Raw genomic sequence first — 16,927 nt, forward strand, 5'->3', positions numbered from 1 at the left:
GCTGAGCCCCCGCCGGTCACTGGGTCTCCCTCCGCCGGTCACTGAGTCTCCCTCCGCCGGTCACTGAGTCTCCCTCCGCCGGTCACTGAGCTTGTCGAAGTGCCCTTGCGGATTCGTGGAAACGCTTTACTATTTCCTATAGGATCTTTTTGACCGGGAGCACCAGCCCCGAGCAGTCCCTGAGCGCAATGGAGCATCATGACGGATACGACCGCGACCGCGTCGACCCCCCGGTGGACCGCCGACACCTGGCCCATCGCCACCTGCCTGCACGGCATCCCGCCCGTCGACCGCAACGGCGTCTCCCTGCACGACGCGGAACCCGAAGCCTGGGACGACCTCTTCGCGCAGGTCGCCGGCGTCGGGTTCACGCTCGCCGAACTGCCCGACAGCCACGTCCGGCCCGCCGACCTCGAACCGTCCCGTCGCGACGAGTTCCTCGCGATCGCGAAGTCGCACGGCGTCGGCGTCCCGTCCGTCCACCTGCAGCGACAGAGCGTGATCATGCCGGGCCACGAGGAACGCAACCTCGAGTACGCGCACCGCACGATCGACGCTGCCGCCGAGTGGGGGATGCAGGTCTTCTCCACGGGCCTGCACCAGCCCTTCAACGACGCGCAGCGCAAGGCGCTGTGGTTCTGGACCGCGCAGGGCCCGAAGGACCCCGACGACCCAGAGGTCTGGAACGCCGCCGTCAGCCGCATCCGCGAACTCGGCAAGCACGCGGCCGACGTGGGCCTGCCGCTCGCACTCGAGCTCTACGAGGACACCTATCTCGGCACCGCCGACAGCGCGGTCCGGTTCGTGGAAGAGGTCGGGCTCGACAACGTCGGCCTGAACCCAGACGTCGCGAACCTCATCCGCCTGCACCGCCCGGTGGAGGACTGGCGCGAGCTGTTCGCCAAGACCCTGCCGTACGCCAACTACATGCACGTGAAGAACTACACCCGCGACGAGGCGGCCGACGGCAGCTGGGCGACGTCCGTGCCCTCCACCATGGAGGCCGGGCTCATCAACTACCGCCAGGTCTTCCGCGACGCCGTCGAGCTCGGCTTCAACGGCATCATCCTGGCCGAGCACTACGGCGGCGACAGCCTCGGGATGTGCTCCACCAACCAGAAGTACATCAGGACCCTGCTGCCGCAGGCCTGATCCAGACGACCACAGGAGAGCTTCATCATGACCACACACACCATCGCCGTCGTCGGATCGGGGTACATGGGCGGCGGCATCGCCCAGGTGCTCGCGCTGTCCGGCGCCACCGTCCGCATCGCCGACATCTCAGAGGAGATCGCGCGCAAGAACTACGACCGCCTCATCGCCGAGGCCGAGCAGTTCGTCGCCGACGGACTCTTCCCCGCCGACGCCGTGGATCGGATCCGCGCCAACGTCTCGCCCGCCGCGTCCATCGAGGAGGCCGTCACCGGAGCCGACTTCATCGAGGAGGCCGTCCCCGAGAAGATCGAGATCAAGCACGAGACCCTCCGTCGCATCAGCGCCGCCGCTTCGCCCGACGCCATCATCGGCTCGAACACCTCGACCATCCTCATCGGTTCGCTCGCCGAGGCCGTCACGAACCCGGAGCGGTTCCTCGGCGTCCACTTCTCGAACCCGGCCCCGTTCATCCCCGGTGTCGAACTCATCCCGCACGAGACCACCGCCGATGCGGCGATCGCCACCGTCGAGGAGATCGTCGCAGCGACCGGCAAGGAGACCGCCCGCGTCAAGGACGCGACCGGCTTCGTGCTCAACCGCCTGCAGTACGCGCTGTTCCACGAGGCGACGCAGCTCGTCGAGGAGGGCGTCGCGACGCCCGAGGACATCGACACGATCGTCCGCACCACCTTCGGCTTCCGGCTCCCCGTCTTCGGTCCGTTCGCGATCGCCGACATGGCCGGACTCGACGTGTACTCGTTCTGCTACGCGTCGCTCCAGACCCGGTGGCCCGAACGGTTCGCCACCCCGGACTCCCTCAAGGAGCTCGTCGACGCCGGCAAGTTCGGCACCAAGTCGGGTGCCGGCTACCTCGACGTCCCGGCCGACCGCACCCCCGAGCTGATCGCCTATCGCAACAAGGCGTACGTCGCGATCAAACAGCTCATGGACGAGCTCGGCCCCGCGCCCATCAACTGAGCACGGCGCCGACCGAGCGCAACGTCCGACTCGATCGGACACCGACTTCTCCACTCCCACGCAGAAAGGCCGGCCATGACCGCCACCACCTTCCCCGAATCCAAGACCGTCGTCCTCACCGGCGCAGCCTCCCCGCGCGGCATCGGTCGCGCCTCAGCCCACCACCTCGCCGAACTCGGCTGGAACATCGGGATCATCGACCTCGACGAGGCTGCGGCGCAGGCGGTCGCCGCCGAGATCGCGGAGCAGCACGGGGTGCAGGCGGCCGGCGCCGGCGCGAACGTCGCCGACGAGGCGCAGGTGCGTGCCGCGTTCGACGCGCTCGAAGCCGCCCTCCCACAGCTCGTCGCCCTCGTGAACCTCGCGGGCGTCGCCTCACCCGTGCCCTACCTCGAGGTGAGCGCCGACGAGTGGAAGCGCGTCATCGACATCAACCTCAACGGCGTCCACTACACGACCCGCCGTGCGGTCGAGTCGATGGTGTCGAACGGCGTCGGTCGCGTCGTCAGCCTGTCGTCCGTCTCCGCCCAGCGCGGCGGCGGCACCTTCAGCAAGACGGCCTACTCGGCGGCGAAGGCCGGCGTGATCGGCTTCACCCGCAGCGTCGCCCGCGAGCTCGGCCACGACGGCATCACGGTCAACGCCATCTCGCCCGGACCCATCGACACCGACATCATGAGCGGCACCCTCACCGAGGAACGCAAGACGGCCATGGCCGCCGACGGCGTCCTGCCCCGCATCGGCACCCCACGCGACATCGCCGCCGCCATCGCCTACCTCATCAGTGAGGACGCCGGCTTCGTCACCGGTCAGACGCTGAACGTCGACGGCGGCCTCTACATGCACTGATCCACCACACGCACCACGAGCGAACGGAGCAGTACCATGCAGCACCTCACCGGTCAGTGGACCAAGTCCCGGTTGATCTTCCTCGGTCTCGGCGTCGTCTTCGTCGGCATCGGCCTCTGGATGATCATCCCCTCGATGGTCTCCTGACCACCGCCAGCAGCAGCAGCAGCAGTAGCGCCAGCAGCACCCACCCGCACCAGTCATCTCAAAGGAGAGTGTCTTGTCCACACCCAATCCGCCGGCGATCGGATCGACCAACGATCCGGCGCTGAAGTCGGCGATCCGCAAGGCGTCGAAGCACCTCATGCCGATGCTCGTCATCCTGTACTTCGTCGCGTTCCTGGACCGCACGAACGTCGGCTTCGCCGAGGAGGCGCTCAGCGTCGACCGCGGCATCTCGAACGGTGCCTTCGCCCTCGGCGCCGGCATCTTCTTCATCGGCTACGCGATCTTCGAGATCCCGAGCAACCTGCTGCTGAAGAAGTTCGGCGCCCGGTTCTGGCTCGCCCGCATCGCGGTGACCTGGGGCATCGTCGCCGCAGCCTTCGCGTTCACCACGAACGACACGATGTTCATCGTCCTGCGCTTCCTGCTCGGCGTGACCGAGGCCGGGCTCTTCCCCGGCGTCATCATGTTCCTGTCGGAGTGGTTCCCGAACAAGGTCCGCGTCCAGATGTTCTCGATCTTCTACCTGGCGCAGCCGTTCTCGCAGATGCTCGGCGCCCCGCTGAGTGGTGGCCTCATCAGCTTCGGTGACGCCCTGACCCCGTGGCACGGCTGGCAGGTGATGTTCTTCGCCGAGGGCATGCTGGCGATCCTGGCCGGGTTCGCAGCGCTGTACTTCCTCACCAACTCGCCACAACAGGCGAAGTGGCTGGACCAACAGGAGAAGGACTCGTTGACGGCCGCGATGGAACGCGAGGACACCGTCCGGCAGTCGGACGGCCCGACCGGTATCGCCAAGGCGATGACGAGTTGGAAGGTGTGGTACTTCACCATCATCTACTTCTGCCTGCAGATCGCGGTGTACGGCACGACGTTCTACCTCCCGCAGCAGGTGTCGAACCTCATCGGTCAGGACGTCGGCTGGCAGGTCGGTCTCGTGGCGGCCATCCCGTGGCTTGTGGGTCTGTTCGCCTGCTACTACGTGGGGCGGAACGCGAACACGGTCGTCCGTCGTCGCACCTGGGGAACGATGTTCTACCTCTCCACCGGCGTCTTCATCCTGGCCTCGGCCTGGGCCGGCGCGAACAACCAGCCGATCCTCGGCATCCTGTTCATCACCATCGCGGTGGCGAGCTTCCTCTCGGTCGGGCCGATCACGTGGGCCTACCCGACGGCGTTCCTCACCGGAACGGCTGCAGCGGCGGGCATCGGCCTCATCAACTCGCTCGGTAACCTCGGTGGCTTCGTCGCCCCGATCATGCGCACCGGCATCAACGAGAGCGTCCCGACCGACAGCGGCGTGTGGGGCGTGGTCTCGCTCGGGGTGTTCGCGTTCCTCGCAGCCGCGATGCTCTACTGCACCCGGTTCTTCCGTGGGGCGAAGGCGGACGAACTGCTGGAGACGACGGCGAACCGCACGGCGCACTAGTCACGACGCAACACCCGGACGGGGTCGATCGCTCAGGCGGTCGGCCCCGTTCTGCGCCCTTCGACAGGCTCAGGGACCGGAGGAGGGCGGCTCGGGGACCGAAGCTGGGCGGCTCGGGGACCGGAGGACTCGGTCCCTGAGCCTGTCGAAGGGCGGCTCAGTGCTCGGCGTCGCTGCGGGCGCGGGTGCGCACGAGCTCGATGTGCGAGCGCATGGCCGCCGCGGCGGCCTCGGGGCCGTCGGAGAACGCGTCGAGGATGGCGCGGTGCTCGACGACCGCCTGGTCGGCGTCGGTGACACCCGTCTCGACCGTCTGGCGCATGCGGTGCACGCGGGTGGAGATGCCCTCGGACATGTCGAGGAGGAACGGGTTGCGGGTGCCCTCGAAGATGAGGTGGTGGAAGTTCCAGTCCACCGCGAAGTACTCGCGGAGGAGTGCGACGGGGATCTCGCCGGCCGACGTAGCGGCGCGGACCCTGGCGGTCATCTCGACGTGCTGCTCAAGGGCGACCTCGAGGGCCGGAACGAGCTCGTCGGCATGGGCGGCGGCCAGCGCGGTGGCACCGCTCTCGAGCACGATGCGGGCGTCGAACAGCGACTCGAGCTGGTCGTCGGCGAGCGGCGGTGCCACCCGGTAGCCCTTGTGGGTGACCCGGGTGACGAGCCCGGTGCGCTCGAGCTGGACGAGTGCCTCGCGGACCGGCGTCGGCGAGACGTCGAGATCGCGGGCGATGGCGTCGATCGACAGGCGGGCACCCGGTTCGATGCCGGAGCTCAAGAGCATGTCGAGCACCAGCTCGTAGACGCGGTCGCGGAGACCGCGGCGCTCGAGCGAGGAGGAGGCGCCGAGTGGGAAGACGGCATCAACCACGGCAGCCTCCGAAGGGTGTGCTCGAGGCGTCGTCACGGAGGGGAACCTCCGGTCGAGCGGCCGCGATGATCGTCGAGGACCAGTTTACGGGGCCTCCAGGCGTCATCGCGGCAGGTCGGAGCCCGCGCGGTCGAGGCCGTCCACCTCGTCGAGCACCAGCGAGAGGGCAGCCGGATCGTGGGCGAAGCGGCCGAGGAAGACCCCGTCGACCGCGTCGCCGATCGTCGTGAGTAGGCCGGGTCCGGCGCTCCCGCCGTAGATGACGGCCGACGAGGTGTCGACCAGACCCCTTGTGGCGAGGACGTCGAGGTGGCCGCGCAGCCGGAGGCACACCGCGCGGATGTGGGCTGGACTCGCGGCTTCGGTGGCGCCGATGGCCCAGTGCGGTTCGTAGGCGACGATGATGCGGCCCACGATCCCGGCACCGACCGCCCCTGCCAGGGCGTCGTCGAGCTGTGCGACGCACTCCGCGGCCGCCACCTCGGCGTATCCGTGCTCGGCCTCCCCGATGCACAGCACCGGCGCGAGCCTGTTGCGGAGCGCGGCGGTCGTCTTCGCGCGGACGACGTCGGGCGTCTCGCCGAACAGTCGGCGTCGCTCGGCGTGCCCGACCTCGACGACCTCGCAGCCGACCTCGCGGAGCTCGGCGCCGCTCACCTCGCCGGTGAACGCCCCGGCGTCCTCGGTCGCGAGGTCCTGAGCCCCCACGGCTGCGACGCCGCGGAGTCGCTCCACCGCGCCGATCACCGAGAGGTATCCGGGGATGACGAACAGCTCCGCAGCGCCGGATCGGAGTGCGTGGTGCTCGGCCGACACCCCCGCGACGACCGAGCACCAGTCGAGCGTCTGCGCGTGCCCGAAGTACATCTTCAGGCTCACGCCGACGAGTCTGGGACGTCCTGACATCAGGACGCTTCGTACGCGCTGATCTCCTGCACCTTGTCGTTCGACGCGCTCGAGGCGTCGAACTCGTAGGTGAGCCACTCGCGCACGTTGCGGCGGGCGAGTTCGATGCCGACGACCCGCTGGCCCATGCAGAGCACCTGGGCGTCGTTCGAGAGCACCCCGCGTTCGACGGAGAAGCCGTCATGCGCGGTGACGGCTCGGATGCCCTGGACCTTGTTCGCCGCGATCGCGACGCCGAGGCCCGTGCCGCAGATGAGCAGTGCGCGGTCGGCCTCGCCGCGGGCGACGATCTCGGCAGCGGTCACCGCGACGGTCGGGTAGTTGGTGTGGCCGTCGGCGTCGACCCCGACGTCGACCACTGAGGCGACCAGGTCGCTCGCCTCGAGGTCGCGCTTGAGGATCTCCTTGTAGTCGTAGCCGGCGTCATCGGAGCCGATGACGATTCGCCAGGTGCGGGTCATGGTGTGCCTTTCGTGGTTGGCCCTTCGACAAGCTCAGGGACCGGGGTGTCGCTTCAGGGACGGAGATGTCGCTTCAGGGAGCGGGGTGTCTGTTCAGGGAGCGGGGTGTCTGTTCAGGGAGCGGAGTGTCTGTCGGTGGAGCGGGCGTCAGCGCTCGGCGAGCAGGGTGCCGACACGCTCGACGATGAGGGCGAGGGAGACGGCTCCGGGGTCCTCGACGCCGACGGCCTTCGAGCCGTGCGAGCGGGCTCGGCCCATGCCGGGCATGAGACCGGCCGTGTCGTGTGCCGCGGTGGTGGCCGCTGCCGCCGCCGTGGTCCAGGCGGTCGAGAGGTCGTCGCCGGCGGTGACGCGCTCGGCGAGCGTGTCGGCGAACGGGACGAGGGCGTCGACGAGCGTCTTGTCGCCGACGGAGGCCTTGCCATAGCGCATGACGGCGTCCTTCGCTGCGGTCACGCCCTCGCTCACGGCGGTGGCGGTCGGGCGCTCGGCGTCGCCGAGGCGCTCGCCGAGGGTGCGGAGCATGACGCCCCACAGGGCGCCCGAGGTGCCACCGGCGCGGTCCGACCAGGCGTCGCCCGAGCGGTCGAGGACGGTCGCCACGCCGGCCCCGGCCTCGCGCAGGCGCTCGGCCTCGGCGGCGGCGGCGGTCGCCCCGCGGTCCATGCCGATGCCGTGGTCGCCGTCGCCGACGATGGCGTCGAGGCGTCCCAGCTCGTCCGCGTGTTCCGCAAGCAGCTCGTGGATCGCGGAGATCGCGGCGGCAACCACGGCCGCCGACTCCTGCGACTCGGGCGAGGCGTCCGGGACCACGAAGGCGACGTCCTCGGTGTCGTCGGCAGCGACAGTCTCGAGTGCGCCGGAGTCGACGGCGCCCGTGCGGAACGCGGGCGTGTCCGCAGCAGCACTCCACAGTCGCTCCAGCTCCTCGTCCACCCAGAGCAGGGTGAGTGAGACGCCGGCCATGTCGAAGCTCGTGCAGAACTCACCGACCTGCGGGTCGACGAGGGTGATCCCGGCGTCCTCCAGCAGGGAGGCGATGCGGTCGTAGACGACGAACAGCTCCTCCGACTTCACGGAGCCGAGGCCGTTGAGGATCGGGACGACGCGTGCGCCGTTCGGCGTGATGCCCTCCGGGATCTCGGCCTCGTTCAGGAGGTGGTGCACGAACAACTCCGCCAATCCGTCCGCGGAGGGGATGTCGGTCTCGTCGATACCGGGCTCGCCGTGGATGCCGAGCCCGACGGCCATCCGTCCCTCCGGTACGGAGAACAACGGTTCGTCGGCACCGGGCAGCGTGCACCCGGAGAACGCGACGCCCATCGAACGGGTCCGGGCGTTGGCGAGGATCGCCACGCGCTCGACGTCGTCGATGGAGTACCCACCAGCGGCAGCGCCGCCCGCGACCTTGAAGACGGTGAGGTCGCCCGCGATCCCGCGCCGCTTCTCGAGTTCGGTGGGCGGGGCGCTGAAGATGTCGTCGGTCACGGTGACGGTGCGGCAGTCGATGCCGTCGGCGCGCACGGCGTCCTGGGCGGCGGTGAAGTGCAAGACGTCGCCGGCGTAGTTGCCGTAGCTGAGGAGGACACCCCGTCCCTGTTCGCTCGCGCGGACGACGCTCTCCACCTGGTGTGCCGACGGTGAGGCGAAGAGGTTGCCCATGGCCGCACCGTGGGCGAGTCCCGGTCCGACGAGGCCGGCGAAAGCGGGGTAGTGCCCGGATCCGCCACCGATCACGAGGGCGACCTCCGGTTCCGCGGACTTCGTGGAGCGCGACACCCCGCCGGAGACCTTGCGTACCCAGCGTCCGTTGGCTCGGACGAAGCCGTCCACCATCTCATCCGCGAAGTCGGCCGGTCGGTTCCAGAGCCTGGTCATCTGCATCTCCTCGTCATCGAGTCCGTCGATCCGGCGCAAGCCGGCACATCGCGATAATCCTATAGGATATTGGAACCGACCGGAACCCTGGCAGTGCCCCAACTCAGGACCGCTGCGGCGTGTCGCCGTCTGACCGGGGGCCAGAGCCACGACGCGCCGCGCCGATCCTGAGTTGGGGGAAGCGACAGGCAGGTGGGGAAGGCGCCGGGTGGAGGAGCAGGACGGGAGCGAAGCAGGGACGTCCGTCCAGGCGGCTGAACCTGCCGAGGTGCGTGTGGGGGAGACACGGCCCCGGCAGGTTCGGCCGCCCGGACGGGCGATCAGCTCCGGCCGGTGCTGCCCGCCGTCCGCTCGGCGCGACGTGCGGCGAGGAGCGAGGGCGTGATCGCGAAGGTGATGCTCGACGACCGCCGCGGTGCGGTCGCCCGAAGGAAGCCGAGCCGCTCGGCGAGGGCGATGGACCTGGTGTTCTCCGGCTCGATGACGGCCGTCACCGTCTTCGCCCCGACCTCGCGGAAGGCCAGGTCGATCATCGCCGCCGAAGCCTCGCTCGCGAGACCACGTCCGCCGACGGCGGGGTCGAGGACCCATCCGATCTCGACCGAGCGCTCGGCGGGCTGGACGTCGCGGAGGTGCAGCGAGACGTCTCCGACGAGCCGCCCGTCGTGCTCGACGGCCAGGGCGAGGAAGTCGCCCGACTGCCAGAGGCGGCTGTGCCGGACGCGGTGACGCAGGTGCTCGCGGGACGCCTCCCGATCGCGGACGGGCCACGGCAGGTGCTCGACGACCTCGGGCGTGGACTGGATGCGGTACCAGGCCTCGGCGTCCTCCAACCGGTGGCGACGCAGGACGAGCCGGTCGGTGCGGATCGGGTGCGCGTCGACCGGAACCTCGATCCGCGGCCCGCGGAGGAACCGAGGACGTGAGACACCTGCCGGCAACAAGGGACGCAGAGCATGGACCGCGGCGGCGAGCCCGCTCCGGACCCGGTCCGCAGGCTCGGCCGTCGCTCCGGCCGTCCGACGACGGCTGGGGGCGAACGACGTGCCCAGGGGCTCTGCTCGGGTCATGTCCTCCACGGTAGGCACCGCGCCCATGGGCTCGGCCTGAAAAGATATGAGGCCTCTATGAATCGCCCGTCGCTCCCGCGCCTCGCAGCTCGACGACGGATAATCGACCCATGCCCTCCGACCTGCCCACGCAGATCGTCGACTCGGGGCGCCGCCGGGCGGTCCTCGCCAAGCTACCGCGGATGTACCGGGCCGACGGTTCACCCATCCGCGTCCTCCTCGTCGACGACGAAGCGGTCCTGACCGACCTCGTGAGCCTGGCCCTCGGCTATGAGGGGTGGGTCGTGGACGTCGCCACCAACGGTCGCGAGGCCGTCCAGCGCTACCGCACGGAACGTCCGGACGTCGTGGTCCTCGACATCATGCTGCCCGACATGGACGGGCTGAGCGTCCTCCGTCAGCTCCGCAGCTTCTCGCAGGGGGAGCCGGAATCGGGCACCCCGACGCTGTTCCTCACCGCACGCGACTCGGTGGACGACCGCATCATGGGACTCACCGCCGGCGGCGACGACTACATGACGAAGCCGTTCTCGCTGGAGGAACTCGTCGCCCGCCTCCGGGGTCTCCTCCGCCGCACCGCGCACGTCGTGTCCGACGACGACTCCCGCATCACGATCGGCGGGCTCTTCCTCGACGAGCGCAGCTACGAGGTCAGCCGCGACGGCGAGCCGGTGGCGCTCACGACGACGGAGTTCGAGCTGCTCCGCTACTTCATGCGCAACCCGAAGCGCGTGCTGAGTCGCGCCCAGATCCTCGACCGCGTGTGGAACTACGACTTCGCCGGCAAGGCCAGCATCGTCGACCTCTACGTCTCCTACCTCCGCAAGAAGATCGACGCCGACCGGGCGCCGATGATCCACACCGTCCGCGGTGTCGGGTACGTGCTGCGGCCGGTCGAATGAGCACCGCATCGGTTCCGACCGCTGGCGCGCCGACGCCCCGGGTGGACCGGCGGCACCCGTGGACGCTCCAGCGACGGCTGGTGACGGGCATCGCTGCGGTCATCGCAGCGGTCCTCGCGGTGTCGGGCATCCTGACGATCGTCACGGTCGAAGGGTCGGTCACCGCCGTCGTCGACACCCAGCTCACCGGGTCGATGGAGGCCTTCGAGCACTCCGTGGTGAAGTTCCATGATCAGCAGGCCGGTGGGGGAGCCGTGGTCGACCCCGATGCCACGCGCGGCGAGCCCGGCTACGTCAAGCCGTTCGTGGACTACGTCGGCCATGGTCCCGGCACGCTCATCGCGCTCGTCGCGGACGGTGGGGTCGTCGACTCCGCGCGCTTCACCCAGTCCAACGCCACAGCGCTCGACGTGCGGACGAAAGCGCTCATCGAGGAGGCCGTCGCGGCCGACAGCTCCGAGCGACAGAACATCGAGTTGGGGTCGCTCGGCGGATACCGACTCGAGTTCCTCGACCACGGCGACGGCGAGACCCTCGTGGCCGGCGTCTCGCTCGCCACCCCGCGAGCAGCCGTCCAGCAGGAGGCGATCGTCATCGCGATCCTCGCCGTGCTCGCGCTCGCGGTCACCATCATCGGGGCGATCATCGTGGTCCGCCTCGGGCTCCGACCGTTGTCGCGCGTGGCCGCCGCCGCCGAGGAGGTGTCCACGCTGCAACTCGAGCGTGGCGACACCGGGATCGACGTGCGGGTCGATCAGGCCGACACCGATCCCCGGACGGAGATCGGCAAGGTCGGCGAGGCGCTCAACGGCCTCATCGACCACGTCGACCGCGCACTCGCCGTCCGTGCCGCGACCGACAAGCGCATGCGTCGGTTCGTCACCGATGCGAGCCACGAACTCCGGACGCCACTCGCCGCGATCCAGGGCTACGCCGAGCTCACCCGCCAGGACAGCGAGAGCCTCCCGCCCATGACGGAGCATGCGCTCGCCCGCATCGAGTCGGAGGCGACCCGGATGAGCTCGCTCGTCAGCGAGTTGCTCCTGCTGGCGCGTCTCGACGAGGGGCAGGACCTGCACCTCGACGACGTCGACCTGAGCGACCTCGTGGCCGCCGCCGTGAGTGACGCGGCCGTCTCGGCACCGGCGCACCACTGGTCGGTCGACGTGCCGGAGCGCGCGATCATCGTGCGCGGCGACCGGGAGCGCCTGCACCAGCTCGTCGTGAACCTGCTGTCGAACGCCGCCGTGCACACCCCGGCCGGCACCTCCGTGGTCACCCGCATCAGCGCACCGAAGAGTCGCGACGAGCCGCAGCGCGCCTCGCTGACGATCGCCGACGACGGACCCGGCATCGACGAGGCCTTCCTCCCCGAACTCTTCAACCGGTTCGCCCGGGCCGACTCGTCGCGCTCGCGTGCCGCCGGCAGCACGGGCCTCGGCCTGGCGATCGCGCTGTCCATCGCCGAGGGCCACGAGGGCTCGATCGAGGTCGCCTCGTCGTCCGCCGGCACGACGTTCACGGTGACGCTGCCGTGGGCGGGCCCGTCCGAGGAGCACCCAGCGGTCCGGCCGGCGGCCGCCGCCGCCGCAGCGATGCGACCGGAGGCGGTCACCTCGACGCGAGGCTGACGGCCCGTCCTGTCGTCGAGTTGCACCCGGTGACCGAGCCGCACCCGGTCGCCGAGCGCCACCCGGTCGCCGAGCGCCACCCGGTCAACGAGCGCCACCCGGTCACCGAGCTTGTCGAGGTGCCCTTCGACAGGCTCAGGGACCGGACGGGGTGGCTCAGGGACCGGAAGGGGTGGCTCAGGGACCTGTCGGGGCGCCCTTCGACAGACTCAGGGACCGGAAGGGGTGGCTCAGGGGCCGAGCTCAGGGGGCCGACCGGCGGAGCGCGATGAGCTGCTCCGCCGAGTGCGCGAGGTGGGCGCGGAGCTCCGCCTCGCCGTGGTCGCCGATGAGGGCGTCGACGAGTCGGTCGTGCTGGTCGATGAGTTCCTCGGGCGGGAGGACGCTCCGGAGCTGCACCATGAACAGGCTGAGCTCGGCGAGGAGTGCAGCGTGCGCCTCGCTCAGTCGAGGGCTCCGGGCCGCGGCGACGATCGCGTGGTGCAGCTCGGCGTGCGCGACTTCGATGGCGCGGTGATCGGCGGGTCGGTCGACGCAGATGCGTCGGAGACTGTCGTTCGCCGCGATGATCGAGGCCGGTGGGCGCGATGACGGCTCCGCACGCGTTCGCAGCAGCCGGACCGCCTCTGCCTCGATCGCCGTCCGGTACTCCATCAGGGCGAGCACGTCCGCATCGCTGAACGACCGCACCCGTGCACCGCGGTAGGCCTCGAACGTGACGAGGCGCTCCGCCGCGAGCGCCTGGAGCGCCGCTCGGACGGTGTGCCGGTTGACGCCGAACCGGGCGGTGAGGGCGGTCTCCCGCAACGGCTCGTCCGCGCCGAGCCGTCCGTCGAGGATGTCGTCGCGCAGCGCGTCCGCGACGGCGTCGACCGCGGTCATCGGGGGACCTCGCGACGGTCGATGCGCTTCGGTACGACGAGGATCGCGAGTCCGGTCACGAGCAGCGCGGCACCGACGACGGTGGACGGCCCGAAGGACTCTCCGAGGAGCAGGATGCCGAGGAGCGTCGCCGTCAGCGGCTCGAAGAGCGTGAGCGTCGCGACCCGAGACGCGGGCAGCCCGCCGAGCGCGTAGCCGAACAGCAGGTACCCCGCCACCGTGTTCACGAGCGCGAGCCACGCGACCGCGAGTGCGCCGGGTGCGGTGAGGATCCATGCGGTCTCAGTGGTGAGGAGGATCGGCACCGAGACGAGCGCCGCTGCGCCGAAGAGCGCCGCCATGGTGCCGAGCGGTGTCCACCCGTGCTCGATGAGTGCCTTGCTGCAGAGCGTGTACAGGGCGTAGGAGGCTCCGGCGCCGACGGAGGCGAGCAGCCCGTCCGCCGAGACGGTGCCGATCCCGCCACCCGTCACCCCGGACAGGACGGCGACACCGGCTGCGGCGACGATCGTGGCCAGGAACCAGCGGGCGCTCGGGCGTCTGCGATGGATCGCCCATTCGAGGAGGCCGGTGATCGCGGGTGCGGAGCCGAGTGCCGTGAGGGTCCCGATCGCGACACCGTTACGTTCCACTCCGAGGAAGAAGAACGGCTGGTACGCGGTGACACCGATCGTGCCCACGACGACGGCGACGACCAGCGCGGGCCTCCCGAGTTTCGCTGCGTGGGTCCGAGGTGGCGTGGACCTCGGGCGGCGGGCGAAGGCCACCCACACGAGGACGAGGAGCGCTCCGCCGAAGACGATGCGTGCGGCGCCGAACGCGACCGAGCCCACCTCGATCGGCAGGAGCGCGTGAGCCGTCCCCGTCGTCCCGAAGCACACGGCGGCGAGGATCGCGGCGGCGACGGGCAGGCGCCCGGCGGCGGTGTTGTCGGCAGTCGACGGGGTGTCCGTCGGCGAACGGGTCATGGGGACAGCTTGCCGCAGGATTGTGTAACAATCAACGGCTGATCGGGATGTCCGGGAGACAAGCCACGACGCCCGCCCGCTCGAGGAGCGGACGGGCGTCGGGTGGGAGACCGGGTCAGCCGGCGTAGCCGCTGCTGATCACCGACACTCCGAGCAGCAGGGCTGCACCGGCGGCGACGATCAGGGCGAGCGCCAGCATGGTGCCGGAGATGATGACGGCGGTGAGGGCGAAGCCCTTCGACTTCGGCTTGCGGGCGAGCGCGATGATGCCGAGCACGAGCGAGGCGATCGGCAGGAGCACGAACGACGGGGCGACGACCGCGGCGATCGACAGGGCGAACGCGATGATCGACAGCGTCTGGGTCGAGCTCTCGCGGTCGGCGGTCGTCGCAGCAGGCACGGGGGCAAGGGGCACGGGGGTCGTCGGCTGAGTCGGCGCGACCTCCTGCACGGGCGTGGCCTGGGTGAGCGGTTCGGGGCCGAACGCTTCGGTCGGGGCGTCTGCCAGGGTCACGTCCTCGGCGGGCGAGATCGTGGTGGACTCGGTGGTGGCTGAGGCGGACATGAGCTGGTTCCTTCCTCCGCGGTGTGCGGAGCTGATCGGTTGATGGTTCCAGCCTCCTCGGATCGCCGCCGGGGCGCGTCGCCCGCGCGCCCGATCTCCTATCCACCTGCGGGACGATCCACTGCGCCTCGCGCATGGGTCTGAGGTGCCGTAGCCCCGCCATACCACGCTGCGCGGTGACCCTCGCAAACCGGACAGCGGGATTCCGGAGACGTCCGGCGTCCGTTTATCCTGACGCCCATGACCCGCCGCATCGGAGCCGCTGTGCTCGCCCTGCTCGGAGCCTCCGCGCTCGCCCTCACCGCAGCCGTCCCGGCAGCCTCCGCCGCGACCACCTCGAGTTGGGCGACGTGGTCCGAGCTCTCCGGCGGATCGGGGTCGTACCAGGGCACGATGACCCTTGCTGGGCAACCCGAGCTCACCGCGGCGTTGACGAGCGACTCGGTCGGCGGAGGCAGCATCGGCGTCATCCCCGGCACCACGACTTGGCTGGCCGCGTCCACCCCCGTCGGTGCGAAGTACGGCAGCAGCCGCGGTCAGGCCTACCTGAACCTCCGGCCGAAGGCGAACAACGCGGCGTCGCCCTCGACCACGACCTACTCCTTCGCGACGCCGACACCGCCGTCCGGCTGGACCTTCGTCCTCGGTGACATCGACGCCGACCAGGTCACCGTGACGGCGATCGGCCCCGACGGCTCCGCGCTCACCCCCGACGAGCTCGGGTTCAACGGTGGCTTCAACTACTGCGCACCAGGTCTCGTCGGCAAGCCGTCCTGCACCGGTTCCGCAACGGACGTCCCCACCTGGGACCCGGCGACGCAGGTGCTGCGCGGCAACGACGCCGCAGCGGACACCGCCGGCGCGGCGGGCTGGTTCGAGCCCTCCGTCCCGATCTCCAGTCTCACGTTCACCTTCCAGCAGCGTCTCGGCGCGCCTGTCTACCAGGCGTGGTTCGCGTCGATCGCGCGTGACGTGACCGGCACGGTGACCGACCAGACCACGGGCCCGTTGGACGGCGTCGGCGTCCGGCTCATCGACCGCGACGGCCGGGTGGTGGCCTCGACCACGACCGCCGGAGGCGGCGCCTACGCCTTCGCCGGCTACTTCGCGACCGACGGCTACACGGTGCAACTCGTCCCGCCGACCGGCAAGATCGCCGTTGGTCCCGCACGAGCTGCCGCGGACCTCACAGACGCCGACGATGTCGCGGACTTCACCGTCCGTGACATCGTGCCCGTCGCCGTGTCCGGGACCGCGCTCGACACCGACGGCGTCCCGATCGTCGGTGCCACCGTCACGATCGTCGGTGTCGGCAGCGTCACCACCGACACCGACGGGAACTACCTCTTCGACACCGTGCCGGTCGGCGACCACACGGTGCTCCTCACGCCGCCCGATGGTTACGCGGTGCAGAACGCGCCGGCGCCGTTCACCGTCTCGGCGGGCAACGAGACAGTCATCACCGAGCAGGACTTCGTGCTCGTCGCGAACCCCAGTCTCGGCGGGGTGATCACGTCCGGTGGGGTCGGTGTGGCCGGCGTCACCGTGAGCGTCGACGGTCCGAACGGTGTCGAGAGCGCCGTCACGGCCGCCGACGGTTCCTACCGCTTCCCGCTCCTGCCCGCGGGGCCGTACGAGGTCTCGATCGTCGCGCCGGAGGGGTACGTCGTCTCCGGAGCGGCCACCCGGGAGGAGGAGCTCGCCGGAACCGATCTCGACGCGGTCGACTTCGAGCTCGCTCGGCTCGGCACCGTCATCGGCGACGTCCGGACGGACAGCGACGCCCCGGTGCCCGCAGCGACGGTCACGGTGACGACGCCGGGCGGCCCGGTCGCCCTGATCACGACGGCCGAGGGCTCCTACGGGCTCGCCGACCTGGCGCCGGGCAGCTACGAGGTCACGCTGACCGTCCCGGCCGGGTACTCGGTGCCCGCGGGTGGCGCCACGACCGCCACCGTCGTCGTCGGCACGGACGGTGCGGTCCAGACGGTGCCCACCTTCGTGCTCGTCGCCGACGCCGTCGTCCCCGTGCCGTCGACGAACCCGAGCGACCCCGCGGTTCCGAGCAACGCGGGTCGTCTGCCCTCGACCGGTGCGGACGCGATGCCGTGGATCGTCGCGGCCGGAGCGCTCTTCGTGCTCGGTGCCGCAGGTGTCGTCACCGCGGCCGTCCTGCGTCGTCGACGCGCGAATCGGGACGAGCTGTCCGGCGAATGA

General features: G+C 70.4%; 15 protein-coding genes. 7 read left to right on the top strand and 8 right to left on the bottom strand.

Annotated features, from left to right (window positions below; translation table 11 throughout):
* Nucleotides 1-198 precede the first annotated feature (198 nt).
* From CCK91_RS15715 to CCK91_RS15730, 4 genes are all read left to right on the top strand, one after another.
* Nucleotides 199-1,152, top strand: coding sequence for a sugar phosphate isomerase/epimerase family protein (locus tag CCK91_RS15715; RefSeq protein ID WP_064295680.1), 954 nt, complete (start codon nt 199-201; stop codon nt 1,150-1,152).
* Nucleotides 1,153-1,179: 27 nt separating this feature from the next.
* A complete protein-coding gene (locus tag CCK91_RS15720; protein ID WP_086474825.1) occupies nt 1,180-2,133 on the top strand; it encodes a 3-hydroxyacyl-CoA dehydrogenase family protein in 954 nt (317 codons plus the stop codon).
* A gap of 75 nt (nt 2,134-2,208) precedes the next feature.
* Nucleotides 2,209-2,982 (top strand): SDR family NAD(P)-dependent oxidoreductase, encoded by a 774-nt coding sequence (locus CCK91_RS15725; protein WP_086474826.1) that lies wholly within the window; start codon nt 2,209-2,211, stop codon nt 2,980-2,982.
* Nucleotides 2,983-3,202: 220 nt separating this feature from the next.
* Nucleotides 3,203-4,576, top strand: a complete 1,374-nt coding sequence (locus CCK91_RS15730; RefSeq protein ID WP_242664575.1) for an MFS transporter — start codon at nt 3,203-3,205, stop codon at nt 4,574-4,576.
* 157 nt (nt 4,577-4,733) lie between these two features.
* On the opposite strand, the gene CCK91_RS15735 is transcribed toward CCK91_RS15730, so the two are convergent.
* The 5 genes from CCK91_RS15735 to CCK91_RS15755 form a co-directional block, all read right to left on the bottom strand.
* Nucleotides 4,734-5,447, bottom strand: coding sequence for a GntR family transcriptional regulator (locus CCK91_RS15735; protein WP_242664576.1), 714 nt, complete (start codon nt 5,445-5,447; stop codon nt 4,734-4,736).
* A gap of 102 nt (nt 5,448-5,549) precedes the next feature.
* A complete protein-coding gene (locus CCK91_RS15740; protein WP_086474827.1) occupies nt 5,550-6,353 on the bottom strand; it encodes a triose-phosphate isomerase family protein in 804 nt (267 codons plus the stop codon).
* Entirely contained in the window at nt 6,353-6,814 is a 462-nt protein-coding gene (locus tag CCK91_RS15745; RefSeq protein ID WP_071258616.1) for a ribose-5-phosphate isomerase, read from the bottom strand. The genes CCK91_RS15740 and CCK91_RS15745 overlap by 1 nt, the downstream gene beginning before the upstream one ends.
* A gap of 147 nt (nt 6,815-6,961) precedes the next feature.
* The gene (locus tag CCK91_RS15750) at nt 6,962-8,692 is read right to left on the bottom strand and encodes a dihydroxyacetone kinase family protein (RefSeq protein WP_086475104.1); all 1,731 of its coding nucleotides are present in this window, start codon (nt 8,690-8,692) and stop codon (nt 6,962-6,964) included.
* Between the two features lie 320 nt (nt 8,693-9,012).
* Nucleotides 9,013-9,762 carry a GNAT family N-acetyltransferase gene (locus CCK91_RS15755; protein WP_086474828.1) on the bottom strand — a complete coding sequence of 250 codons (750 nt, stop codon included), beginning with the start codon at nt 9,760-9,762 and terminating at the stop codon, nt 9,013-9,015.
* 110 nt (nt 9,763-9,872) lie between these two features.
* On the opposite strand from CCK91_RS15755, the gene CCK91_RS15760 reads away from it, so the two are divergent.
* Nucleotides 9,873-10,664, top strand: a complete 792-nt coding sequence (locus CCK91_RS15760; RefSeq protein WP_064295688.1) for a response regulator transcription factor — start codon at nt 9,873-9,875, stop codon at nt 10,662-10,664.
* 80 nt (nt 10,665-10,744) lie between these two features.
* Nucleotides 10,745-12,295 (top strand): sensor histidine kinase, encoded by a 1,551-nt coding sequence (locus CCK91_RS15765; RefSeq protein WP_207568248.1) that lies wholly within the window; start codon nt 10,745-10,747, stop codon nt 12,293-12,295.
* 243 nt (nt 12,296-12,538) lie between these two features.
* On the opposite strand, the gene CCK91_RS15775 is transcribed toward CCK91_RS15765, so the two are convergent.
* From CCK91_RS15775 to CCK91_RS15785, 3 genes are all read right to left on the bottom strand, one after another.
* On the bottom strand, nt 12,539-13,177 hold the full coding sequence (locus CCK91_RS15775) for a GntR family transcriptional regulator (protein ID WP_086474831.1): 639 nt from the start codon (nt 13,175-13,177) through the stop codon (nt 12,539-12,541).
* Nucleotides 13,174-14,145: a DMT family transporter gene (locus CCK91_RS15780; protein ID WP_086474832.1), complete on the bottom strand. Its 972-nt coding sequence runs from the start codon at nt 14,143-14,145 to the stop codon at nt 13,174-13,176. Before CCK91_RS15780 ends, CCK91_RS15775 begins: the two co-directional genes overlap by 4 nt.
* A 115-nt stretch (nt 14,146-14,260) precedes the next feature.
* The gene (locus CCK91_RS15785; protein WP_086474833.1) at nt 14,261-14,710 is read right to left on the bottom strand and encodes a hypothetical protein; all 450 of its coding nucleotides are present in this window, start codon (nt 14,708-14,710) and stop codon (nt 14,261-14,263) included.
* A 240-nt stretch (nt 14,711-14,950) separates the two neighbouring features.
* On the opposite strand from CCK91_RS15785, the gene CCK91_RS15790 reads away from it, so the two are divergent.
* Nucleotides 14,951-16,927 (top strand): carboxypeptidase regulatory-like domain-containing protein, encoded by a 1,977-nt coding sequence (locus tag CCK91_RS15790; protein ID WP_086474834.1) that lies wholly within the window; start codon nt 14,951-14,953, stop codon nt 16,925-16,927.

Origin of the sequence: Plantibacter elymi (nom. nud.) (genome assembly GCF_900177795.1) — a bacterium.
Taxonomy (GTDB): Bacteria; Actinomycetota; Actinomycetes; order Actinomycetales; family Microbacteriaceae; genus Plantibacter; species Plantibacter elymi.

Coding starts and splice junctions, on each gene's coding strand:
- CCK91_RS15715 (WP_064295680.1), top strand. CDS start 199: ATGACGGATACGACCGCGACCGCGTCGACCCCCCGGTGGACCGCCGAC.
- CCK91_RS15720 (WP_086474825.1), top strand. CDS start 1,180: ATGACCACACACACCATCGCCGTCGTCGGATCGGGGTACATGGGCGGC.
- CCK91_RS15725 (WP_086474826.1), top strand. CDS start 2,209: ATGACCGCCACCACCTTCCCCGAATCCAAGACCGTCGTCCTCACCGGC.
- CCK91_RS15740 (WP_086474827.1), bottom strand. CDS start 6,353: ATGTCAGGACGTCCCAGACTCGTCGGCGTGAGCCTGAAGATGTACTTC.
- CCK91_RS15745 (WP_071258616.1), bottom strand. CDS start 6,814: ATGACCCGCACCTGGCGAATCGTCATCGGCTCCGATGACGCCGGCTAC.
- CCK91_RS15750 (WP_086475104.1), bottom strand. CDS start 8,692: ATGACCAGGCTCTGGAACCGACCGGCCGACTTCGCGGATGAGATGGTG.
- CCK91_RS15755 (WP_086474828.1), bottom strand. CDS start 9,762: ATGACCCGAGCAGAGCCCCTGGGCACGTCGTTCGCCCCCAGCCGTCGT.
- CCK91_RS15760 (WP_064295688.1), top strand. CDS start 9,873: ATGCCCTCCGACCTGCCCACGCAGATCGTCGACTCGGGGCGCCGCCGG.
- CCK91_RS15775 (WP_086474831.1), bottom strand. CDS start 13,177: ATGACCGCGGTCGACGCCGTCGCGGACGCGCTGCGCGACGACATCCTC.
- CCK91_RS15780 (WP_086474832.1), bottom strand. CDS start 14,145: ATGACCCGTTCGCCGACGGACACCCCGTCGACTGCCGACAACACCGCC.
- CCK91_RS15785 (WP_086474833.1), bottom strand. CDS start 14,710: ATGTCCGCCTCAGCCACCACCGAGTCCACCACGATCTCGCCCGCCGAG.
- CCK91_RS15790 (WP_086474834.1), top strand. CDS start 14,951: ATGACCCGCCGCATCGGAGCCGCTGTGCTCGCCCTGCTCGGAGCCTCC.